The sequence below is a fragment of the Bacteroidota bacterium genome (genome assembly GCA_018266755.1).
Taxonomy (GTDB): Bacteria; Bacteroidota; Ignavibacteria; order Palsa-1295; family Palsa-1295; genus JAFDZW01.
On sequence record JAFDZW010000005.1, the window covers coordinates 1,500,313 to 1,524,534 of the forward strand.

Annotated in this window: 20 protein-coding genes; 6 read left to right on the forward strand and 14 right to left on the reverse strand. The window is 54.6% G+C overall.

Annotated elements, in window-relative coordinates; translation table 11 throughout:
* Positions 1-60 precede the first annotated feature (60 nt).
* Positions 61-846: a DNA repair protein RecO gene (gene recO, locus JSS75_10980; protein ID MBS1904219.1), complete on the reverse strand. Its 786-nt coding sequence runs from the start codon at positions 844-846 to the stop codon at positions 61-63.
* A 221-nt stretch (positions 847-1,067) separates the two neighbouring features.
* Here recO and JSS75_10985 point away from each other — a divergent pair, with 221 nt between their 5' ends.
* Positions 1,068-1,454 (forward strand): hypothetical protein, encoded by a 387-nt coding sequence (locus tag JSS75_10985; GenBank protein ID MBS1904220.1) that lies wholly within the window; start codon positions 1,068-1,070, stop codon positions 1,452-1,454.
* 116 nt (positions 1,455-1,570) lie between these two features.
* On the opposite strand, the gene JSS75_10990 is transcribed toward JSS75_10985, so the two are convergent.
* A complete protein-coding gene (locus JSS75_10990; protein MBS1904221.1) occupies positions 1,571-2,647 on the reverse strand; it encodes an aminopeptidase P family protein in 1,077 nt (358 codons plus the stop codon).
* Between the two features lie 865 nt (positions 2,648-3,512).
* Positions 3,513-5,102 carry a tetratricopeptide repeat protein gene (locus JSS75_10995; protein ID MBS1904222.1) on the reverse strand — a complete coding sequence of 530 codons (1,590 nt, stop codon included), beginning with the start codon at positions 5,100-5,102 and terminating at the stop codon, positions 3,513-3,515.
* Positions 5,103-5,317: 215 nt separating this feature from the next.
* Here JSS75_10995 and JSS75_11000 point away from each other — a divergent pair, with 215 nt between their 5' ends.
* The gene (locus JSS75_11000) at positions 5,318-5,512 is read left to right on the forward strand and encodes a hypothetical protein (protein MBS1904223.1); all 195 of its coding nucleotides are present in this window, start codon (positions 5,318-5,320) and stop codon (positions 5,510-5,512) included.
* Positions 5,513-6,170: 658 nt separating this feature from the next.
* Here the strand turns inward: JSS75_11000 and fumC are convergent.
* The 4 genes from fumC to JSS75_11020 all read right to left on the reverse strand — a co-directional run bounded on the left by fumC (position 6,171) and on the right by JSS75_11020 (position 9,819).
* Entirely contained in the window at positions 6,171-7,562 is a 1,392-nt protein-coding gene (gene fumC / locus JSS75_11005; GenBank protein ID MBS1904224.1) for a class II fumarate hydratase, read from the reverse strand.
* Positions 7,563-7,974: 412 nt separating this feature from the next.
* A complete protein-coding gene (locus tag JSS75_11010) occupies positions 7,975-8,886 on the reverse strand; it encodes a DUF58 domain-containing protein (protein MBS1904225.1) in 912 nt (303 codons plus the stop codon).
* Positions 8,887-9,048: 162 nt separating this feature from the next.
* Positions 9,049-9,309: a transposase gene (locus tag JSS75_11015; protein ID MBS1904226.1), complete on the reverse strand. Its 261-nt coding sequence runs from the start codon at positions 9,307-9,309 to the stop codon at positions 9,049-9,051.
* A 213-nt stretch (positions 9,310-9,522) separates the two neighbouring features.
* Complete coding sequence (locus JSS75_11020) at positions 9,523-9,819, reverse strand: hypothetical protein (GenBank protein MBS1904227.1); 297 nt, start codon at positions 9,817-9,819, stop codon at positions 9,523-9,525.
* A gap of 86 nt (positions 9,820-9,905) precedes the next feature.
* Between JSS75_11020 and JSS75_11025 the strand changes: the two genes are divergently transcribed.
* Positions 9,906-11,708 (forward strand): hypothetical protein, encoded by a 1,803-nt coding sequence (locus JSS75_11025; GenBank protein ID MBS1904228.1) that lies wholly within the window; start codon positions 9,906-9,908, stop codon positions 11,706-11,708.
* Positions 11,709-12,224: a hypothetical protein gene (locus tag JSS75_11030; GenBank protein ID MBS1904229.1), complete on the forward strand. Its 516-nt coding sequence runs from the start codon at positions 11,709-11,711 to the stop codon at positions 12,222-12,224. It abuts the gene before it with no gap.
* On the opposite strand, the gene JSS75_11035 is transcribed toward JSS75_11030, so the two are convergent.
* The 5 genes from JSS75_11035 to JSS75_11055 form a co-directional block, all read right to left on the reverse strand.
* On the reverse strand, positions 12,225-15,668 hold the full coding sequence (locus JSS75_11035; protein ID MBS1904230.1) for a tetratricopeptide repeat protein: 3,444 nt from the start codon (positions 15,666-15,668) through the stop codon (positions 12,225-12,227).
* Between the two features lie 33 nt (positions 15,669-15,701).
* Complete coding sequence (locus JSS75_11040; protein MBS1904231.1) at positions 15,702-16,220, reverse strand: HAD-IIIA family hydrolase; 519 nt, start codon at positions 16,218-16,220, stop codon at positions 15,702-15,704.
* On the reverse strand, positions 16,220-17,665 hold the full coding sequence (locus JSS75_11045; GenBank protein ID MBS1904232.1) for an undecaprenyl-phosphate glucose phosphotransferase: 1,446 nt from the start codon (positions 17,663-17,665) through the stop codon (positions 16,220-16,222). The genes JSS75_11040 and JSS75_11045 overlap by 1 nt, the downstream gene beginning before the upstream one ends.
* A complete protein-coding gene (locus tag JSS75_11050) occupies positions 17,665-18,966 on the reverse strand; it encodes a glycosyltransferase (GenBank protein ID MBS1904233.1) in 1,302 nt (433 codons plus the stop codon). The genes JSS75_11045 and JSS75_11050 overlap by 1 nt, the downstream gene beginning before the upstream one ends.
* A 302-nt stretch (positions 18,967-19,268) precedes the next feature.
* A complete protein-coding gene (locus JSS75_11055; GenBank protein MBS1904234.1) occupies positions 19,269-20,192 on the reverse strand; it encodes a LysR family transcriptional regulator in 924 nt (307 codons plus the stop codon).
* 97 nt (positions 20,193-20,289) lie between these two features.
* On the opposite strand from JSS75_11055, the gene JSS75_11060 reads away from it, so the two are divergent.
* Positions 20,290-21,726, forward strand: a complete 1,437-nt coding sequence (locus tag JSS75_11060; GenBank protein MBS1904235.1) for an NADP-dependent isocitrate dehydrogenase — start codon at positions 20,290-20,292, stop codon at positions 21,724-21,726.
* Between the two features lie 35 nt (positions 21,727-21,761).
* On the forward strand, positions 21,762-22,238 hold the full coding sequence (locus tag JSS75_11065) for a hypothetical protein (GenBank protein ID MBS1904236.1): 477 nt from the start codon (positions 21,762-21,764) through the stop codon (positions 22,236-22,238).
* Positions 22,239-22,317: 79 nt separating this feature from the next.
* Here JSS75_11065 and JSS75_11070 read toward each other — a convergent pair whose 3' ends face one another.
* On the reverse strand, positions 22,318-22,680 hold the full coding sequence (locus JSS75_11070; GenBank protein ID MBS1904237.1) for a DUF4386 domain-containing protein: 363 nt from the start codon (positions 22,678-22,680) through the stop codon (positions 22,318-22,320).
* Between the two features lie 285 nt (positions 22,681-22,965).
* Entirely contained in the window at positions 22,966-23,802 is an 837-nt protein-coding gene (locus JSS75_11075) for a T9SS type A sorting domain-containing protein (protein ID MBS1904238.1), read from the reverse strand.
* Positions 23,803-24,222 lie beyond the last annotated feature (420 nt).

Genomic DNA, 24,222 nt, shown 5'->3' on the forward strand with positions numbered 1-24,222 from the left:
CGTTTTGCTCAGAATGACTATTGTACACTGAGCCGCTACCGATCTTCCCCACCCCGGCGATTAGTGCTGCTGCTTCCCGTTCTTCATCGCCCCGAATACTCGCTCGGACTTCGCGCGTCCTCGCTGCATTCCCTCGAGATGATTGCCGAAGTACGTGCGAAAGAGCGTGTCGAGCCCGATACGCGCAGAGGGGCTCAGTCGTAGCGCCGCGGCATGTTCGAGCGGATTCGCGTTGAGATACTTGACCGCACCGATGATCTCGCGCGTCAGCGGGACGTATCGCTGTGGGTATTCGTGCCCGCTGCTTCCACCGCCATCAAGTTCGATGATGTCGCCGATCTCGGTATCGAAGAAAAAATGCTTACCCTCTTGTGGTTCAAATGTGAACGTGATCTCGAACCCGCTCAATGCCGAATAGCGAAGAAAGAACCAGTAGAGAATCGGCCAGACAGCCTCGCCGGTTGTCGTCGCATCCATCAACCCGAGCGTCCGACACACGAGATCGAATATTTCCGCATGCCCTTCTTCGTGATGCTGGGAGCGGATCAGCAACTCGGCGATGCGCGTGGCCGCTTCGATGTGGTCGAGGTCGGCCATAATACGCCGATGCGCGAGGTTCACCTCCGCTGCCGAAAGAAGGTAGAGCTCGGACTGCTCCTTGCGATAGAACACGATCTTCGAGTTGGTGAACGGCTCGAGCGCCGAGCCGAACTTCGACTTCTGCTGCCGGGCGCCTTTGGCAATAACGTCCACCAGCCCGTACTCTTTCGAGTAGAGCGTGACGATCTTCGATGTATCTCCCTGCTTTCGGGAGCGAAGCACGATGGCGTCGGTAGCTACGAGCATGGGTTACGTTGTACGAATCGCGTTCGGGAGACGGGGAATGTAAAATGTAAAATGTAAAATGTAAAATGGGGTTTCAAGATGCCACTTGATTCGTATGGGCACACCCCGTATTCAATTTTACATTTTACATCTTACATTTTACATTCTCCCCCGCCCCTCCCTGTATCTTTTTCAACTAAAAAGCGTTCTTTTAGAGTACTCATTAACACACAACGAGGCAAATGAAGCATCTCCTTCTGTTCGGATTCGCGCTGGCGATGACGTATATGGTAGCATCGTGCGGTCCAAGCGTGACGACGAGTGACCCAATCAATAAGCTTGACACGTTTATTACCGGATCGGTCACCGCTTCCGGTGGCATTCGTTTGTATCAGCTTGATCTGACATGCGGGTGCCCGTTCGCGATGCGAATTGACGGTGCGGATACCACATCGATCGTGTACGACACCAGGGACTTGTCGACGATCACGAGGCCGCATGCAGTCAAAGCCTCGATGCGTAGCGGACTCAGCTCCGGCATGCACACCGGCTGGATACTCCTGCATATGGCGCCGCCGTCGCTCGACACATTCTATGTGACGCTCCGCGATACGGTGATGATCCCGTAAAGAACGCGAAAGTTCTGTCAAAGAAAGGCGCCCTCAGTGGCGCCTTTCTTATTGCACAACAAAAAAAGGGCGGACAACTTGTCCGCCCTTCTCAGTTACGACGTTGTGGTCGTTGCTTAAAGCACGATCAGCTCTTTCGGCGATTTATTGATCACCTCGACATGATCGCCGCGGACGATGACATCATCCTCGATACGAACACCACCAAGACCTTCGACATAAATGCCCGGCTCGATCGTGAACACCTGGTTCGGTTCGAGCATGAAGCGTTCGCCGCGCTGGCTGATGACCGGAATCTCGTGCACCTCGATGCCGAGTCCGTGACCCGTACCGTGGCCGAACTTCGAGCCGTAGCCATGCAGCGTGATGTAATCGCGGCAAATGCTATCGACCTCGCGGCCGTTCATGCCTGGACGAGCTCTGTCAATACCGCGTTGCTGCGCGATCTTGACAATATCGTAGATCTTCTGCAACTCGGTCGATACTTTGCCGAGCGCAACCGTACGCGTCATATCGGAATTGAAGCCTTTGTAACGGCAGCCGAAATCGAGCGTGATCATCTCGCCCTTCTTGAGCTTCTTGTCGCTGGCATGTCCGTGCGGAAGCGCCGAGCGCTCGCCGGATGCGACGATGATCTCGAACGCATCGCCTTCGGCGCCGAACTTACGCGTCCAGTACGAGATCTCGGCAGCGACGTCGTATTCGGTGATGCCGGGCTTGATCAGCTCGATCACTTTCGCAAATACTTTGTCGCCGATGGCCGCCGCAGCCTGGATCATTTGGATCTCGTCTTCCGTCTTGATCATCGTCATCGACTCGACGAGTTCTTTCTTTGCGACGAGCTTCAGATGACGGAATTTCTTGCGGATAAAATCATAGACCCAATAGGGCATGTGATTTTCTTCGAAGCCGACCGCATCGAAATCGCTGAAGAGCTGCTTCTCGGCGATGCAGTCGAGCAGCGTTTGGTTACGATCGACGATCGAGATCTTCGCTCCTGCGACTTCTACCTTGCATTGCGCTTTGTAGCGGAAATCGGTGAAGAAGTGCGGCTTCCCTTGTGCGGGGACAACGAGGATACCGTTCGAGCCGGAGAACCCGATGAGATAATGAATGTTCGGCAGGTGCGTGATCACGAGTGCATCGAGACCGTGATCGCGAACCGTCCGTTGTAGTTTCAAAAGTCTTGCCATGTCAAAATTCGAACGTCACTTGAGAGAAAATACACGTTGGATAGCGTGGGGAAACACTGAAATAGCCGCTTCCGCTTCGATTATTTTAAACTTTTTTCAAGCCTGGAGCGGCTCCCGTGGGTAGAAGAGGGGGTAGAAAAAATAAATCCCAGCACCCGAAGGCACTGGGATTTTTCTCTCACCTTGACTCTGGTTACAAACGGCCTAGATGGAACCCGCCTACAGCCATAAGTCTCACAATCAAATTCTCTAACGCCACCGAACGGGCCGAAGGTTCCGCAACTGGCCACATCCTGCGTTTTTTTGCTTCCGCGAACACGAGGGTACCGCAGTGGTACCCTCCGTCCAAGCGTGGGGCGCTCCGAAGCCTGCACCCGCTGATGAGGCCGTCGCCTTTCTTAAGACGACGAATGAGGTGAAAACCTCCCTGTTGTCAATCAGATCCTGCTTCCGGCAGGATCCCGGGTAGACCCTCGGCGATTTCGCGGCCTGTACCCCGTGTGGTTGAGTTTTGCCCGATGTTGATGAGCGGCATCGCCGAGGGAGTACATTGTCACACTCAACTGCCACACCCGGAAAACTGGCAGATGAGACACTCTCTCTTCTAGCAGACCGCAGCGCTCACTAACCCATCACGCTGCGGTCTGATACAAAAATAACCTACGATGAGTACAATCCTACTACTCAGAAAGTACTCAATTTGAAAATTGACCCATAATAATCCGGCAATAAATCGACGGGTATATTTGACAGACCGATTAATGATAACTATATGATATTAAATGCTTTGGAGAAATTGAAAAACCTGAGATTCTACGCGGACGCTTGGAAATACACAATAAATGTTGGTACTCAGACCGAGTACCTATATGGAGGAAAGAAACAAATGCATGCTCTCACTTTCCGAAAGACCGATCTTTTTCCTCGCGCGATAACGGTGGTTTTCGACACTGCGCTCGGAGATACTGAGAATATTCGCTATCTCTTTAGAAGTCAACTCGATACGTAAGAGCGTACACACCTTTGCTTCCATCGGGGTGAGCGTCGGGAATTTGCCGAGCAGGGTTTGCTTGAAGTCCGGGTGAACGGCCGAGAACGTCTTGTCGTATTCTTCCCAGTCGATCGACTGGCTCGACAGATCGCGGGTCTTCTCTTTGATCTTCTGAAGTCCGACGGCCGGATTGGTCGTTTCGGAAATAATCCGGCGTATATCGCCGCTGAAACGAGAAAGCACCTCGGCCTGCCGCACCAGATGCCCGGTCTTTTCCATCAACTCCCGCTCGAGCTGCTCGCTCTTGAGCCGAAGCAGCTCCGCCTCTTTCTCTCGCTGCTGAACCTCATGCTCGATGCGGATCATGTCCATCCGCCGCTTCGTCTGCTCGGAAAGCAGATGCTCTTTTTGTTTATGAAACTCCTTATAAGCCTCAAGGGCCTCTTCGTACCTATGCTGCGCTGCCGCAAGCTTGGAGGTCATCTCGTATGTCGTGAGAATCTGGAATGCGTGCGGCACAATCTCGCATAGTGCTTTCGCGTGTATAAGATGCTCCTCCGCGAGTTTGAACGACCCCTCGTCAATGAGTAATTCAGTGAGATGCAGTTGAACATTAGCTTCGAGCATTTTACGACCACTATTCTCATAGTCGGCGATAGCACGTTCAAGGTGCATCTTTGCTCTTTCGTACTGACCCAAATGATAGTAGGCACGACCAAACATATGCTGAACCACTGCGTACTGAGGTTTTATTTTCTTCCTGACGACATCCTCCTCGATCGGACCGAGCATCTCTATCACCTTTGATGCTTCGCCGAGAGAGAGCAATATTATGCATTCTCTGATTCGAAAGAGTACAATCCCAACCGGTTCTCTCTCAGAGCGAGAAAGCTCAATTGCAGCCTGTGCTAAGGTCAATGCTTGATCGTATTGTCCAATGGTATTTAGATGTTCCGAAATCGCGGATAGCGCTCGTGCCTTTGAAAATACATTTTGACTCTCCGTAGCAAGTTGAACACAACCTTCATATTGCGCCACAGCTTCATCACTTGCGCCGTGTTGATGATAAAGATCGGCAAGCCAAAAGTGCGAAAAAAGCTTAGTTGCAATACTCGCGTTCGAATCTGGTGCAAGTACTTTTCGGTAGGATATGATCGCATCCTGTACCCGGCCTCTGCTTGCTTGCAGTCGCGCATGAAATGCAACGAGCCATGCGTTACGCTCAGCAGTCGGGGTTTCGGCGACGAGTCTCTCCAACCATTCAGTATATTGTTCTTCCTTTGTAAGCGGTTCGGCGAAAGGTTGCCAATGGAGCAGTACTGTCAACGCTTGAATTAGAATCGCCTGAGCAAGAGCTGACGGTTCCGATATCGCGGACTCTATCCTATCCAATTCCGACCGGTCTGGCGCGTCGGACGCAAGCGTTTGGTACTGGCGTTTGATATCGTCTTCTATTTGTAACATCGCACAAAATTACTAAATAGTCAAATCGCCCGCTTGGATTTCCAATAGTCATATATTTGTAGGGTACTTCACATTTCAGACCAGCAACAATGCTAATACTTGCCACGAACCTCAGCCACTATCCGCTCACTTCTGTCGTACTAAGCTATGTCACGTTGAGCGGCAGTCCAGTCACAGATACTTGCTCAATTCCGCCCGCCCCATCCGGTAGTTCAATGGGAAGCGTTGTCACCGGCACGCAACCTGCTTCTGCATTCACCGGTATAACCGTGACGATGGGAGCAAATGTCTACACCGTCGCGTTTGGCGGATCGATCCCTGCTGCTTCCGGACTGAAACTCTCGTGGGCACAGAACGGCGACGCCTCCGAAGTTATCTTTACGGATCAGAATGTGGTAGGCGAGCACTAAGACCTAAACCCCTTGCCAACGAGAACGCAGACGCACATTCGGCTGCGTTCTCATCTTTGTCCTCTTGTCTAAAGCGAGCTTATTTGTCTTGGGGGTGGGGTGTGAATCACTGTCATCCCGAATATTCATCAACCATTACAAACCAATGAAAACATCAAAACAGCTCATTCTCAGCCTCGCTATCTTCGGAGGCCTTGTAGTTCTCGGAGGTTGTTCACAGCCTTCATCTCCAAATTCTGGGGGGGGGGATAATCGCTGTCGCCCATGACAACGATCATTCTCAAGTCCTCCATAAAGGGAAGAACTCAACACTTTCCGTTAACGATTACGTCACAAACTATACGACCGAAAGCGCGGTGATTCGGGTGTACTCCGGTTCATCCACCTACGATGACATTTCTGTAAGCGGCCAAGGTCAATTCACCTATAGTATAACAAACACTGCTACTACCGTCTATGTTAACGGGACAGCGGTGCCGTATAATACTCGGACGAATGTCACGCTTCCGAACTCCCATGTGATCAGTATTACATGGTATAACGATGGTACTAACGCCATAACCCTCATGGACGAAAGCGTGGTCTGAGTCACCCGTTTGGTCGAAACACAAGGCACATCAAGCGACCTACTTGATGTGCCTACTTATTCCGTCATCCTCTACAGCGACCCCACCATTTTCTCCGGTCGCACCCACTCGTCGAATTGTTCGCTCGTCAAGAGGCCGAGATCGATCGCGGCCTGGCGAAGCGTTGAATTCTCTTTGTGCGCTTTCTTTGCGATCTTCGCCGCGTTCTCGTAGCCGATGTGCGTATTGAGCGCCGTGACGAGCATGAGCGAATTCTCGAGGTTCTCTTTGATCGCCGGCATGTTCGGCTCGATACCGACCGCACAGTGTTCGTTGAACGACAGACACGCATCTGCGATCAGTCGAGCCGAAGTCAGCACATTAAAGATGATCACCGGCTTGAAGACGTTCAGCTCGAAATGGCCCGTCATACCGCCGACCGAGACCGCAACGTCGTTGCCGATCACCTGTGCGCAGACCATCGTCATGGCTTCCGACTGCGTCGGGTTCACCTTGCCCGGCATGATGGACGAACCCGGTTCGTTTTCCGGGATCAGGATCTCCCCGATGCCACAGCGCGGGCCCGACGCAAGCAAGCGAATGTCATTGGCGATCTTCATCAGGCTCACGGCCGTCGTCTTGAGCGCACCGCTGAGTTCGACCATCGCATCGTGCGCCGCGAGCGATTCGAACTTGTTCTCGGCCGACACGAACGGCAAGCCGGTCAACCCTGCAATCTTCTTTGCGACAAGATCGGCGTACCCCTTCGGCGTATTAAGCCCGGTCCCGACGGCCGAGCCGCCGAGCGCCAACTCTGCGACATGCGGCAAGGTATGTTCGATCGTGCGCATGGCATGATCGAGCTGCGAGACATAGCCTGAAAACTCCTGGCCAAGCGTGAGCGGCGTTGCGTCCATCAAATGTGTACGGCCGATCTTCACGACGTCCATATACTGCTTCGCCTTGGCATCGAGCGTATCGCGAAGCGTCTTGATCGCTGGCAGCACGTCGTGCTTGACGATGGTGTATGCCGCGATGCTCATTGCCGTCGGGAAGGTATCGTTCGACGACTGCGACTTGTTGACGTCGTCGTTCGGATGGATCTTCTTCTTCTCGTCGAGCAGTGTACCGCCGAGGAGGACATGCGCGCGGTTCGCGACCACTTCGTTCACATTCATGTTCGACTGTGTGCCCGAACCAGTCTGCCACACGACGAGCGGAAACTCGGCGTCGAGCGCCCCGCTCGAAATTTCGTCGCAGACCTTGCAGATGATATCGCATTTATCGGTCGGGAGTACGCCAAGCTCGTTGTTGGCCATGGCGGCGGCCTTCTTCAGGATGGCGAATGCGCGGATGATTTCCGTCGGCATGCGGTGTCCGCCGATCTTGAAGTTGTTGCGCGAACGCTCCGTCTGCGCACCCCAATAATGTTCTGCCGGCACATTGACCGGACCCATCGTGTCCTTCTCGATTCTGAATTCCATAACGGTTGAGAGCGGTGTATTAAGTGGCCGTTAAACGAAAATCGGAGGAAAAATGTCAACGGACTTTTCTTGGTAGTGGCTCAGTCTGAAACGGTGTAAGCAGCTCTCATTCTGAGCAACGCGAAGAATCCCTTTGGCGGAGCCTCACAGGGTTTCAGCAAGGGATTCTTCGCTTCTGCTCCTGTGGTCGCAGAAGAATGCTCAGAATGACGTTTGGAATACAGTCAAAACTAAGCCACTACCCTTTTATTGCGGGCCGTCATTTTCAACGAAAGTCACGCAGGGACCGTAGTGAAGATTCCCTTCTGTCTGCACTAACCCCTCTAATACACCTGAACTGACAAGCGGTTACACAAGTAGCTCCCGCTTTAGCCGGAGCGGCGCCGACTTTAGTCGGCGCTACTTGTGATTGCTACCCGATCATTTGTCGCTTATACAAGTATTCGATCAATGCCTTGTCGAATGGTGTGGTGGTGTCGAGGACAACATGGTCGATCTGCTCGTTGGCAAGTGACTCGTGTAATTCGCTCAGATATGCATCGACTGCGGTCTTGTAGCTTTCTTGCAGTTGATACGGCTGCGTCTTGATGAATTCGCCCGTCTCACTGTCGTAGATCGTCGCATCGCTCGCCGAGAGTGCGAGTGTACGCTCGACGGGATCGAGCACCTGAAACGCGATCACTTCGTGCCCACCATGACGCAAGAGTTTGAGCGAGGTGATCACTTCCTGCGGCTCGTCGAGGAAATCGCTGATCACGATCACAAGCCCGCGCCGCTTGATGCGTTCGAGCACGTTGCGAAGCACTGCTTGCGTACTCGTCTTGTTCGACGGCTCGGCCTGTTGCAAGACGCGCAGCATCTCGCGCAAATAGCTTGCTTTCAATCGCGCCGGAAAGAACGAACGAACCTGCTCGTCAAAGATAGCTAACCCCACCGCGTCTTGCTGCCGCGTCAGGAGGTATGCAAGTGCGGCGGCGAGGATCGTTGCGTATCGATATTTCGTAATGTGCTTCGAGTCACTCGTATAATCCATCGACCGCGACGCATCGACGATGATATGCGCCTTGAGATTGGTCTCTTCCTCATACTGTTTAATATAGTAGCGGTCGGTACGTGCGAAGAGCTTCCAGTCGATGTTACGGATGGGGTCGCCGGGGTTATACGGCCGGTGTTCGGCGAACTCGACGCTGAAGCCGTGATACGGCGACTTATGTAAGCCCGTGATGAACCCCTCGACGACAAATCGAGCCACCAACTCCATATTCCCGAGCGACGAAGCAATCTCGGGCCTCAGGTAATCGGGTGTGGTGATGGTTTCGGGCATGCGGTCGATCAGTATAGTGCGTAGCGTAGCGAGCAGTGGCACGGACTCTTAGTCCGTGCTCTCTCGTACACCACTCCGTTTCGTATTTGGCTGAATGTAGAATGCATAGTCTTCACCGCCAGCGGACAGCCCTGACTTGATCGGATTGTTCCACATATATAACTACTTTTCGTGTAATTCCTTCTCATCGCGTATCAACCGATCGAAGTACTCGTCCTGCCAAACGCTGCCGCTGCGATTCAATAGCGTATTGATACTGCGAGCGCTGGATCCTTTGATACCTCGCAGGATCTCCGGCAACCCGAACCATGTCTCCCGCCCGTTCGGTAACGGTCGCAGGAGTATGTGAACATGATCTGGCATCACCACGCCGAAGTAGAGTTCGTATCTCCGTGTATGGTCGAAGAGTACATGATGTTTCACGAGTAGGCGGGCCTCATCGGACAGATCACCGATACCGGAGCGAAATGTAATAAAGTACGTGCTTCCTCCCTCTTGCCAATGCGGGAGGTTTCCCCGATGTTCTTGGAATTCTAAGCCGACGGTATGGTCGAGATACACGAGGACTTCACGGATGGTGGTTGCTTCAAGAGCACGGACTAAGAGTCCGTGCCACTACTCACACGCTCGCTGCGCCTACGCTTCGAAACCGCCAGCCACGCTCGGCGCCCAGGTCGTTGGCGCAACCTCGATCACTTCATACTCGGCAACGCCGTTCGTGCGAAACGGGTCGGCGGCGATCATCTTCTCGATCACCGCCACATCGTCTGCTTTGCCGAAGAGCACACCACCGGTGCGCGGAACGCGCGGACCGCTGAAGAGCAGGATTCCCTGGTCGTACTGCGTGCGCAAATAGGCACGATGCACATCGGTAAATTCCTGCACTACTTCGATAGGCTTGACGTATGTCAGGTGGATCAAGAAAAACTTCATAGTTCGGTCAAAGAAAGCGATGAATTCGGGTTGAACCAAAACCAGTGGTTTCGGTATTGTACCCTGTCTGTTAATTATTGTCAGATATGAACACAAATCTGCAACGTTTATTCGTAGCTATTTTGCTCGCACCGGTATTGCTGTGGGGGTGCGGCGGGAAAAAGACGGTTAGCGGTGAGAACCGCGTCGTCGAGCACATCCTCTCGGATCTCGAAGGTCTCAATCCGCTCAATACCACCGGCGCGAACGAGACGTACGCCGAGGAAGAGGTATTCCAACGTCTCATCGGGATCGACGTCAAGTCGATGCAGTATACTGTTCCCGTCCTCGCCGATTCGCTTCCGATCGAATCTGCCGATCACTTGCAATTCGATTTTCGTCTTCGCAAAGGCGTAAAGTTCGCCGATGGCCAGGAGATGACGGGCAACGACGTGATCTTCAGCCTCAAGGCTCTGAAAAATCCGCTCAATATCCAGAGCGCGCAAAAACGGGTGTACGTCGATAACATCCATAGTGCAGAGCTGATCGACGGCGATCCGTATCGCGTCCGCTTCAAACTCTCGAAGCCGTACTTCCTCGTCAAACAAGCGGCGTTCGGAGACGTGCTTTATATTTTACCGAAGCATGTCTTCGACCCGAAGGGATTGACGGATCAGTATTCGTGGGACGACATCGCGGCGATCGTAGAAAAGAGCGGCAGCGCCGATCTCGACAGCGCAACGGCTGCGAATATGAACGTCAACCAGGCAATGAAAGAATTTGCCAACTGGTTCACCCAGCCCGAACGCACACGCGATCCCAAATACATTATGGGCACGGGACCATACAAGCTCAAGCAATGGATCACCAATGACCGTGTCATCCTTGAGCGCAATACATTTTATAAGAACATGATCGGGACCAAGTACGGCGACGCCTACCCGGACCAGATCATCTACAAGAGTATCAGCGACTGGAACGCAGCCGTAACGGCAGTCAAAGCACGAGACCTCGACCTCATCGGATTCCTGCAGCCGCAGTACTATGTAAAGATCGACACGGCGCAGCAGCCATACATTAAGAAAACAACCTACCCGATGCCTGCCTATGCGCTCATCGGCTGGAATATGGAGCGTCCGTACTTTAAGGATCCGAAAGTCCGCCTTGCATTGGCACATTTGATCGACCGAAAGACCATCATCGACCGCGTGCTCTTCGGACTGGCTCGCCCGACACAATCGCCCGTCTTTTTCGGAAAACCGGAATACAACCCAAACCTCCCGCTGATCTCATACAACCCGGACACCGCAAAGCTGCTGCTGAAGGAAGCAGGCTGGGAAGATCACGATGGCGACGGCGTCCTTGACAAGACGATCGACGGCAAGGTCGTGCCGTTCTCGTTCACCTTCCTTGTGAACGTCAACGACACGCGCAAACAGATCCTGCTCGTGATCGCAGAGGCATTGCGAAAGGTCGGGATCAAGGCCGAGGTGCAAGCGCTGGAATGGTCGGTGTTCCTCGATCGCAATCGCGATCACAATTTCGACGCACGCTACGGTTCGTGGCAAAACGATCCGTTCGAGAATGACGCCTACCAGCTCTATCATTCGTCGCAAGCCGCCAACCGAGGCTCGAATTACGATAGCTGGAAGAGCCCTCGCGCCGACAAATTGCTCGAAGCGATCCGCAGCGAGCTCGACGATGCGAAGCGCATGGAGTTGCAGCGCGAGTTTCAGCAAGTGCTTTACGACGAGCAGCCGGAAGCGATCCTCTGGGTACCGGAGAATCCGACCGTATGGGTCGATCGCTTCGACAATGTCGAATTCAATGCCTATCGTCCCGGATACAACCCCGCATGGTGGAAAGTTCGAGGCGTCGGCGCTACACCGAAAGAAAACGCTAGTTTCTAAATGAACCACCTGACATCGCATTTACAACGTGCAATGGTGCATGACCTCAGCGTCATGCAACATCTGCTGACGAAGTTACCGGAATCCGCATGGGACTATCGCCCACGCGAGAACATGCGCAGCGTTCCGGAGCTACTTCACTATCTGTCCTACATCGGATCGTCGTCGCTTGCTGTGTTTCTCGCCGGCGGTTTCGTACCCGAGAACATGTCGATCTTTCGCGAAGCGCGCGAGCGCACCGCGAATCTCACACGGGGTGATTTCCATGACGCCTTCGAGACTGAGAAGCACGCGATCACGGAAGCGCTTGCGTCGGTAACGGATGAGGATCTCTACTCACGCCCATCACTCCAGGCGGGGAAGATCGAGGGTTCGCTGTTGGATGCGATCCTGAACGGATCGGTCAAATATCTCGCGTCATACAAGATGCAGCTCTTCCTCTATGCGAAGGAGTGCGGTGCGGAAGTCTCTACGCCGAATAATTGGAGAGGCGTCGATCCGGTGCCGACCGCATAGTTACTTGTGTTTCTTCTTTTTCTTGACAGGTGCAAGCGTTTGCAATAGCGCTTGCGCCTGTTCTCGTTTTGAGGAGGGGATGCCGCGAAGTTTGAGCATGGCATGCAGCGTCGCGATCGCCTTCTTCTTTTGGGCCAGCTTCACTTGTGCACGGGCGCTTCCGAGATACGAGCGACCAAGCTGATCTCCGGTGAGGTCGAACACATCGCGGGAATGATCGAAGACGGCCAGCGCCTTCGCATGGTTACCAAGCGCGACATACTGATCTGCAAGATCAAGCGTCGCACCCGCACCGATTGCATCGCCAGTGTGCGCAGCGGCAACCGTTTCCAGTCGTGTGATCGCCTTCGCATGCTCGCCCGAATTGATGAGAGACGAAGCGACCTGCAACTGAGCACGAGCTCCGATATTCGTTTGAATCAGATACCGTCGAGTCAGTTCGTCGAAGATCGCATTCGACGAATCGGCAAGATGCATTCCGTCGCGCACGTAGACAGCATATTCATACATCGCCTGCGGTGCGGCATCGCTTGAGTAATAGCGCATGTCGAACGCATTCGTATAATACGTAGCAACGTTCTTCTGCTCGTCTTTTTTGGCCAGTCGAGCAAGTTCGAGATATGCCATCGACGCGGCCATCGAAGCGGCGTTGTGCAGCGTCACGTCTGCGAGAATTGCGCGAGCGTCGTCGTGCGAGCCTTTGCCCGCAATGATACTTCGGGCCGTCATCAAGCGCGCCATCGCGAAGAGCGTGTCGCGTTCGTAACGCTTTGCAAACTGCTCGAACGTTGTGCGGGCCGATTCAAACCGTTCTGCCTCGAACTCCACCTCTCCCTTGCGATACAGAAGCCCCGGAGCGAACGCTGCATCTGCATTTTTCTTGTACATCGAATCGGCAAGCGCAATGGCTTCGGGATACCGTTCGAGCGACGCAAGCGCACCGATGGCGCCGAAGATCGATGCGACATATTCCGGCGATGCGGGATACTCGCGCACAATGCGTCGATAGGCCACGTAGGCTCCTGCAAGATCTCCACCGCGTTCGCGCTGCCCCGCTTGTAAGTATGCGACCTTCGCGGCGAACGGCGAGGAGCGGTATTTTTTATAGATCGTCGCGGCGGCTTCGTTGGCCCGCTCGTTCTGCTTGATGGCATAGGCTGCCACTGCGATATTATAGTAGCAGCGATCGAGCAGATCGGTCTGCGGTACTTTATTGACAACATACTGAAATGCATTGATCGCCGAACGCGCGCTGTCGGAGCGCATGCGAATGATGCCGAGCTGGAACATCGACCGCGCAGTGCGGTAGTCGTCGAATGTCGGCCGGTCCACAGCAAGATTGTAGATCTTGACCGCTTTGCTCAGATGTCCCGCCGCATATTCCGCATCGCCTCTGCGCGAGAGCGCATCGTAGGCGTACCGCGTGATCGAATCCAGTTTCATTACGCGCTCGAACGACCGGTCTGCCTGCACGTACTCACCCGCACGAAAGAGCGACCAGGCATATCCGTACTCTGCATCGATTCGTCGCTCGCTCGACGGGAATTCGTCAAGCACTCGTTTGAACATGATGCGTGCCGGCTCCACGCTATCGACGCGAAGCAGCGCCCTGCCATACCAGAAGAGCCCCTCGTCAAGTCCGGGCGAGTTGAGATTCGCACGGAGGACGAACTCGCCGAGATCGTGAACGGCGTCGTGCCATCCGCCGAGCGCCACAAGCGATAGCCCGCGTTCAAGCGAGCTCAACGCGATCAGTGCGGTATCGTACGACGAGAGGTTCGATAGCGCGAACCCGAAGTACTCGGCGGCTCGGGCGAAGTTCATCTTGCGATAGTTGATATCACCGAGAAGAATCGCAGAGTAAATTCCTGCTCGCGTGCGCCGCGTCGCCACCGGTTCGAGCAACGCTTCGGCAGCGATCGTGTGATTGCTCGTGAACTCTACAAGTGCGAGATGATAGCGGGCTTTGTCGGAATAGATCGCCGTCTCGTCCTGCGATAGGGCCGTCAGGATGTCGCGAGCCGACTCGAATTTCCCTGCGCGAAAGAGTGCGATACCGGCGTAGAACCGCGCTCGTGACGGAATGTCGTCATAGACGTGCTCGGTCGGTGCGGCAAGAGCGGGCGAGGCTTGAACACCGCGAAGTGCATCCGCGTCGTTATAAAACGTCCCGGTGTAGCCAACGAGCGGACGCGAGAATTTCGAGATCACATTGCTAAGGCTGTCGTCGTCGGCAAGCGCACGAAAGAGTGTAGCAGCGCGTGTATTGTCTCCGTTCTCCAATGCCGCCCACCCGCGTTCGAACTCGACAAGGTGGTGCAGGTATGTGCGTACTTGCAGATCTGCATTATTGCTATCGGGCCGAGCGAGTATTGTGTCCGCGAGATCGAGCACACGTACTGTCGAGTCGAACGCTCGTCGTGATGAATACACAGATGCTCGAAGCACACATTCGTACACATTCGGGTATTGTGGCGCGAAGAGCGCTGACCCCACACTATCCGTCATTCCCCGTTCGGCGCGCGAGCTGATGCGTTCTTGTCGCAACGACGGATCGCGCAGAAGCGGCAGAAACAGAGAGCGGTAGCCGCCATTCTCGATGTCATGATCGAATCGGCTCGTGGTATCGGCAAGCAAGCGGGCAATCGCATCCACCCGTTCGCCGAGCAACTCGTAGCGCCCCTGTGCACGGAGCATCGATGCCGAACGAAGCATCGCAAGCAACCGAAACGGGTTCGGCTGTGGCAGGGCTGCCACACTATCGTAATCGCGCCGAGCTTCTTCGCTCAGGAGAATATGTTCTTCCAGCTCCGCCTTCCGATAACGCACATGCGCATAACTCATCGGGGGCAACTTCAGCGCAAGCGTGCTGTCGTAATACTCCAGCGCCGCACGGTGCTCGTCGAGCGAACGTAACACCTCGGCACGCCAGTAGAAGTATTCGCCTTCGATCAACGGTTCTTCTGCGAGATCGCTCGAGCAAATAGCGGCAAGCTCGGCATCGAGGATCGAACACTCCTGACGAGTCGTCTTCCCGGACGACAGCGAAAGCAACACGGAAAGAAGCTGCGATTCTGCATGGTGCTGCGTCGGCGGCTGACGATGCGACGCTCGGCGAAGCAACTCGACCGATGCGCCCAGATGGCCCCGGTCGAAGAGCGACACAGATAACAGGCGAGCGAACGCATCCGAGAGTTCCGATGCATTCTCGTTCTCGAGTCGGTGCAGTAGTTCGTCGGAAGCGACCAGCGAACGATGCGGCGTGTTCAGGCCACGAAATTCGTCTTCACTGTGCGAAAGCTCGGATGCGGCATCCGGCTCGAATACCCGAGAGCCTTGCGGCGACTGAGCTCGTACTCCCGTGGCAAACAGTACGATGGCAACCGAGAGAAAGAGTACGATACGATACAATGCCGCGCGTGTTGGTGGAAAATGAACAGGCAAATTTACGGTACGCACCGAGAGATGTTGCGATTCTCAGGACAAGAGGCCGACGAGGTCGGACAAACTTCCGATCTGCGCATCGGCATCCTCCGGCGCAGCTTCATGGTCGTTCAGGAGGAACACCGTCTTCGTTCCGGCACGGTGGCCGGCTTCGATATCGCTCGGCGAATCGCCGACGAAATAACTTCTGGCAAGGTCAATCCCCCATTTGTCACGTGCTTCGAAGAGCATCGTCGGGGCCGGCTTGCGACGAACGGAATCGTTCGTTGCGTCGGTGCAGGAAATGATGTCGTCGAAGCGGACGCCAAATTCGCGCATGAGTTCGGTTTGCATCCGTTCATGGATCGCATCGAGATCGGCCCCGGTCATTTTGCCAATCCCGACACCACGCTGGTTGGTAATGATAATCGCGAGATACCCAAGGTCTTTGATCTGTTGCAGCGTTGCCCCGACGTCCGGCATCCACTCGAACTCGCCCCACTTCGTGACATATCCGCCGAGGATGCGCGTATTGACGACGCCGTCACGATCGAAAAAGACTGCGCGCTGCATCAGTAGGCGTTCTTGTCTCCTTCGAGCATGGTCAGCACGGTGCGGCCGATGATCGCGAGATCGAAGCCGAACGACCAGTTCTCGATATAATACACATCGTGCTTCACGCGGCGCTCCATCTTGTCCGGTGATTCGGTCGCACCGCGAAGTCCGTTCACTTGTGCCCAACCTGTCACGCCCGGCTTGACGAAGTGACGCACCATATAATTACCGATGATCTTACGATAGTCTTCGGTATGCTTGAGCATATGCGGACGCGGACCGACGACCGACATGTCGCCTTTGAGCACATTCCAGAACTGCGGGATTTCGTCGAGGTTCGAGCGACGAAGGATCGAGCCGATCCAGGTCAGACGCGGATCGTCGGGCACGGCTTGTACCGAATCGGCAACTTCGCGGCCGAGATCGCGCATTGTACGGAATTTGTAGCAGACGAACGGCGCGCCGTCCTCGCCTGTACGAAGTTGCTTGAAGAAGATCGGGCCTTTCGACGACAACTTGATGAGCAGACCGCTGACAATGAACACCAGCGGAAAGACTACAATCAGCAGCACGATACTGAAGACGATATCGAAGAGCCGCTTCATGACCTTGTTCATCGGCTGATCGAGCGGCGCTTCGCGCATGCGTACGAGAGAGAACTCGCCGACTTCTTCGATCACGCGCTTGCCCTCGAACGCTGCGTAGTCGTTCGGAATCACGTTCACTCGGATACACTTGTCTTCGCACTGCGTGACGAGCTGTGCGATCGTCTCTTCGTTCGCTTTTGGTAATGCGATCACGACCTCGTCGACGGCCTGTGCTGCGGTGATGCGTTCGAGGTCGCCGAGCTTGCCGAGGATCATCGGCCTAACCTTACTCTGGATACCGTTATCGTCGAGGAAGCCGATGACGCGGTAGCCGTAGTTCGGATTCGTCGAAACGGTATGATAGAACTTCTCGCCCGTGCGGCCTGCGCCGATGATGAGAATATCGCGCGCATTGAAATCGGCCGAGCGCAGGAAGTTCGACGTCGAATTGACGATCAAACGAAAGAGCACGAGGCCCGTTGTCGAGAAGACAAAGAACCACAACAGGAAGCCGCGCGAGTAGAAGTTGTATCCACCTTGCGCAACGATGAGCAACAAGACGGCGGTGGCGAGCAACCCAAGCGCTTTGAAGAGATCGGCGAAGCGGCCGACCGGTGCGTGCATGTTGCGGCTATAGAGCCGCGCCGCGATCGAGATCACGAGCCATGCGCCCGTGATATAGAGTTCGAGTGGACCGTAAATGCCGCTCGGCGCGCCTTCGAGCAGGAAGGGCGCCTGGAACAAGAACATTGAAAAACGAACGAAGAAGGCGAGTTGGAACGACACGTTGAGCAGTGCGAGGTCGATCGCAAGCGCCAACAGCCGTGCAGATCGCACGCGTCGAAGGTCTCTGGTCGGATTGCCTGTCTGTACCATTACGATAATGCTTCCCTCTTCGGGACGCCTACAGTAAAGAAATTAGGCGCAATTCCTTCGATAATGTCATCGAATGATGAAAACACTTGATCCCAGCTATATCTGCGTTCGATGAGAGTGCGGCTGTTTCGCGCGAGCCAAGCAGACTCCTTGGCATCGCCCAGCAACCGTAGCCCATTATGAACAAACTCTTCGTCCGTTTCGCTCACCATGACGTGCATGCCGTTGATGATGCCGTCAATGCCCGAAGCGCCGATCGGCGTCGTGACTACGGGGCAACCCGAGGCCATCGCTTCGAGCAATTTATTCTGAATGCCCGCGCCGACATCCTGCGGATGCACGAACACCTTCGCTTTCGCATAGAACGGTGCAAGATCGGCCGGGTCGCGGAAGAGCTCCGCGCCGTCAGTCGCTGCGATGAGCTTCACGAGGTCGTCGGTCGGATCTTTGCCTGCGATCCAGAGCTTCACGTCCGGCCGCTCTGCACGAATCGCCGGGTAGATACTCGTGAGCACACGCTCGACCATACGGCGATTGTGATAGATACCGAGATGCCCGGCGAACAAGATCGCATTCTCGCGCTCGCCGTCGTTGAATGCGTAACGTTCGAGATCGACGCCGTTGGTGAGGATGGCGGTGCGAACAGCCGGATCCACACCCTTCACCCGTTCTTCATCGGGCGTAGCGACGAACGTCGTAACGGCGAACTGCTTCATCAGCGCAGGCTCGTAACGACGCAAGCGAAGCGCATCGATGCGGCGCACGACATACTCTGGGCTTGCAGAGAAATGCTTCGTCGCGCGTTCGTCGGCGAGCAGACGTGAATCCTCGGCGATGAGCATTTTCGTCACGCCCGTTGCATACTTCAAATAGCAAGCCGTGCGAATGAAGAAGCCGATGGCAAGATCGTAGTGGTTGCAGATGAGCGCTTCGTCAACGGCTCGCTGCATGAGCGGGTCGTTGTAGTACGCCGCTTCGATCGGTGTCGAGCTCGCAAGCGAACGAACGATGCGAAGCGCGGCAGCGCGTTTGCGAAACGGGACGACCTTCACCGAGTGGCAGAACGAACGCAGATGCTCGAGCGCCTCGCCGTGACCGGTGTCCCATTCATCGAGCGAGATGAGATCAACGTCGGCGATCGTCGAGAGATGGCGAAGAAGATGATAGCTCTTGACACGGTCGCCGCCGACGAGCGGATACGGAAAACGGTACGTCAGGAAGAGCACGCGTTTGCGTGTCGTGTTCGGCGCCGAAGTGTGGGTGCCGCTTCCGTTGGTAGGTTCTGTCCTTGTTTGAATCATCTTCTCTTAGCTCCGTGCCGATGCGGCCTGCGCCACATCTAAGAGTCACCCCCGACTCAGTATACGCTGGGTCAGAAGTTTGTGACTTTCTCGGCTCGGTTGTAGAAAGAAAACAGTATCAAACAGTCAGAATAGAAGCTGCTTTAGTGAGATAACTGTATGAGAAACAGTGACTTATACAGCGCGCTACGAACTGGTCATATTCACGCTGGATTACAAATATACTACAATTTATGGCGTGGTGCAAATTTTGGTGACCGCATTCCTCAGATAGCGGCAATCGGCCGCAAGTCATGGAACGCTCAGTACTGCTCACACCATTCGAACTGATCGCGAATGATGTTCGCTTTTTCCTTTTTCAGATACGCCAGGTATGCCGCAGCCACCGGCAGCGCCTGCTTCTCCTTGAGCCAGATCAGATTCCACGTCGAACGCATGGGCAAACCCTTCACCGGGACGATCTGTAACTGCCCCTCGTTCAACTCGTTCTTGAGTCCGATCAGCGGCATCACGGAGTACCCGAGCCCGGCAATGACTGCCTGCTTGACTGCCTCATTGCTTGTCAACTCCATCTTCTTGGTGACTGCCAATCGGTTTCTGCGGAAGAATCGCTCCATGACGTATCGTGTCCCGGATCCTTCCTCGCGGTAGATGATCGGAATCGTCTGAAGCAGTTTTGTGGCGTACTCCTTTTTTGGAAAGAGCTGCTCCCTGTTTCCGACCAGGAACAACTTGTTCTGCATGAGCTCCACCTTTTCGATCTTGAGATGTTCGGGGATCACACTGACGAGCGCGAAGTCAACCTCGTTCTTTTCCAGGCTTTCGATGACCCTCGCCTTGTTCGTCACGTCGAGCATCAGTTCGACCCCTTCATGCTGTTTCATGAACCCGGAGAGGAAATACGGGGCGATGTACTTCCCCGTAGAGACAACCGAAATCCGAAGCCTGCCGGTCAAGAGCCCGCGATGCTGATGCAGCTTATACTGAATACCGTGTACCTCGGCAAGGATGACCTCAGCGGCTCGGGCGATCTCCTTCCCGAATTCCGTGACGAATATCTTCTTGTTGACCATCTCTAGCAGCGGAATCGTAAACTGTTCCTGAAACTTCTTCAATTGCATCGACACCGCGGGCTGAGTCAGATGCAGTTCGTTTGCTGCCTTCGTCACACTCAATGTTTGCGTGACTTTGAGGTAGATGCGCAGTTGGTGCAGAGTGTAGTTCATAAGCAATCCTTATAACATATATCACTCTATTAACCTTCCCTTTATGAACTTCCAGGAGCCGAAAAGCGTCTGGTGTCAAAGTAATTTTACAGAACACATGACCAATATTACAATCGCACGCGGAGACGGCATCGGGCCGGAGATCATGAACGCCACCCTGTCAGTGCTGACGGCAGCAGGGGCACAACTGCAGATCGACGAGATTGAGATCGGCGAATCGGTCTATAGGGCCGGCAACACGGCGGGTATCTCTGCCGACGCATGGGATGTCATCCGCAGGAACAAGATCTTCCTGAAAGCACCGATCACGACACCGCAGGGCGGCGGATACAAGAGCCTCAATGTCACAACACGAAAGGCACTCGGGCTCTATGCGAACATTCGCCCATGCTTTAGCCTGCACCCGTTCATCGAGACAAAGCACCCGAAGATGGATGTCATCATCATCCGGGAGAATGAAGAAGATCTCTATGCCGGTATCGAGCATCAACAAACCGACGAAGTGGTGCAATGCCTCAAACTGATCAGCCGGCCGGGATGCGAAAAGATCATCCGATACGCATTCGAGTATGCAAAGATCTACGGCCGCAAGAAGGTCAGTTGCTTCACGAAGGACAACATCATGAAGCAAACCGACGGCCTGTTCCATCAAGTGTTTCTCGAGATCGCCGAAGAGTATCCTGAACTCGAGCATGAGCACTGGATCATTGACATCGGCGCAGCCCGTCTGGCGGACACGCCCGAGCTCTTCGACGTGATCGTGACCCCGAATCTCTACGGCGACATCCTCAGCGATGTGGCAGCGCAGTTGACCGGCTCGGTGGGTCTCGCCGGTTCCTCGAACATCGGTGAGGAGTGCGCAATGTTCGAGGCGATCCATGGATCCGCGCCGACCATTGCCGGACAGAATATCGCGAATCCCTCCGGCCTCTTGCAGGGAGCCGTCCAAATGCTCGGACACATTGGACAAACGGATGTCGCCGAGCGCATTCATAACGCCTGGCTGCGAACGATCGAAGATGGGATACACACCTTCGATGTATTTCAGGCCGGCATCAGCACAAAGCGGGTCAGTACGATCGAGTTTGCTAACGCAGTGATCGAACGCCTCGGCGAGGTTCCTCGTCAATTACAGGCGATCCACCTCAACAGGTCGGCGGTGCTTCGTCTGCCGCAGTATGTCCGCAAACCCGCGATGCAGAAGGAGCTTGTCGGTGTCGATCTCTTCGTGCACTGGTCGGGCAATGATCCGAATGCGCTCGCACAGGCGCTGCACGAGTTGGATACCGATCGATCGAAGCTGTCAATGATCACAAACCGCGGGATCAAGGTCTATCCCAACGGGTTCAAAGAGACGTTCTGTACCGACCACTGGCGTTGCCGGTTCACTTCACCGGAGCAGGACACGATGGCGAAAGAACACATCATCCAACTACTGGCAGAAGCCGAATCGAAACAGATCGACGTGGTCAAGACCGAAAACCTGTACACGTTTGACGGCAAACGTGCGTACTCACTCGGGCAGGGCCAGTAATCGACCTTCACATCCGCACCAGCCGATTCGATACGATGAACGAGAACATAAAGGCCCGATCAGACGATCGTCACCGCGCTGCGAACAAGTTATTCCTCGCGTGTCCGTTCTGCCAGCTTGAACGACTGCTTGAGCGCAATTTGGGTGAAGGATATTTCCTCTCGGTCCCGGCAGGAATTCTCGATCTCGAAGAGCAGGGGTTCCAAGAACAACTCGAGTACCTGCTGCTCCAGGAAGGGATCACCGACATTTACCTGGTGTTCGAGCCATCGTGCAGCATCATCGAAGATGCTGCGGCACACCACCATCCGAATTCGGCGCAGGTCCATTCAATTCGGGATCTCCTTGCCGAAGCTCGAGAGCCGATCGCTGCCGGGCTGAAAGTGCTCAGAGACCAAATGGAACGGCTCATCGCTCGCCCGATCCTGCAGGCACACGTCAATTCAAACACGCTCCGCATCCACCGTGTGATCACGTATAAGCATGAGGAGAGTGTATTGGAAGTGATGTGATAGCCGGCGCGTGGCATCGCACGAATCGCAGATGCGTTCGAAGTGAAGTGGTCGCCCAGATGGTGTTGGCTGACCCCTCTCAGCCATTGCCTTCCGAAACGATCTTGGCGGAAGGATCGAATCCTTTGACAACCAGCCACATGCCGAGCGAGAATTCCCAGAGCGCGATCGGCAGCGCGGCGACGGCAGCCACGGCGGATATCCGGTCTATGAGGCCGAACAAGGCAGCGATCTGCGCGGCGATGAGCAGCGGCGCGCCGATCAGACTCATCGTGGGAAGTAGGCGCGGCACCAAGCGAGACCGGTACATCAGTGTGCCCAACAGCAACGCGTTTATGGCCGGCATGAGGCTTTGTGCGAACATGAACGTGCGGTCGTACATCGCAACGAGCGCGCGGCCGGTGGCCAATGCTTCTACTCCCGCTCCGGGCCCTCCCCCCATTCCGCATCCGACCCGCCACCCGCCCTTGATTGAAATCGTGGGCTACGTTTCATTCGGTCCTCCGGACGTAATACAGCAGTAGGACGGACTCTCAGTCCGTCCCTCTTTCGCACACCAGTCATTCTGAGGCGCCAGACGAAGAATCCCTTCCGCGGAGCCGCAGCATCTCCACGCCTCCACCCACCCGTAGGGGCGAGGCACGCCTCGCCCGCCCTCTCGCCCACCACCAAACAAAAACGGGGCGACTCCTCCCGAAGCCCCCCACTCGTTACTCGTTCCATTAACTCACAATTTCTCAAACACCAGCTTCGTCGTCAGCACCTCGCCTTTGATCGTCGTCAGACGGGCGTAGTAGGTGCCAGGCGACCAGCCGGTGGTGGATATCTTCAGGTGGTGTTCACCTGCATCGAGATAGCCTTGCCCCTCGGTCCAGGCTTGTCTGCCGAGGGCATCGTACACCTCCATCTTCGCGACACAGGGCAACGATGTTGTGTACGTGATCTCCGCATTGCCGCCGAAGGGGTTGCGATCGGCTTGAAGTGAACGAAGTGCCTTCTTGCTTCCTTCCGGCCCAGCAGCAACATCCGCGTTAAAGCCACGCAAGAATGTCTGCCCGATCTGATCGAGCGACGGGAGCGTCGAGTCGAATGGAGTCTTTAGTGAGTCGGTCACGGTGTCTTTCCAGTGCTTCACCTCATGTTTCCAATACCCGGGAATAGCATTGTTTATGTACGGACAACGCAAAGAATCAGCAAGGTAGCTCAGTATTGCGATGGTCGTTCGGTAGTCGTTACCAGCGCCATTTTCATCAAGAAAGCAGAAGGTACCGGCATACTCTTCAAGATCAGAACAGAAGTATGACGTATCGGAATTCAAGTGAAGCACGTCCTTCAGCCATTGACGAAACGCCGACCAACGTTTAGTACCTTGCTGGTCCATCCCTGCACAAGATTGCGTGATCAGTGCGAATTCACCAAAGGCGTACTTCTCAAAATAGCAGTGCTCGATAAAAGAGCGTAGTGTGTCGTACGCGAGCGAGAAGTTAGAAGCATCGAGGTACTGCTCACCGCGTTGCTGTAGTATCCGGCAACTCCCTGAATCCTCAGCTGCCAGAGTTCTCACAGAGTCGAAGTATATTCCATGGTATCCATAACCACATGCTTTGCCTGGGTTGATTACCCACATCACAAGTAGGAGGGCGAGGAAGCCAAGAACGGACTGTATCATGACGAGGCGAATGGATGGTATCAATTAATAGTCAAATATACATGGTAAATTAACGAAATCGTCACCATAGAGCCGTACTTGTCAAACAACCAGATAACAGTAATGTTAAATTTCTAAAATAAGGGGTTAGTTTATTATTACTCTGCATGTTTGTGGGATAGGATTCTGCATCCTTCATCCGAGAGGCAATCCTGAGGGGATTCTTCGCTTCGCTGAGAATGACAGGCTAAGCGGAGGAATGATCATCATGCAAAAGCCGGCTAACGCCGGCTTTTTTTGTTGGTTCAAATTGTGTTGAATAGCCGAGTTCGGATG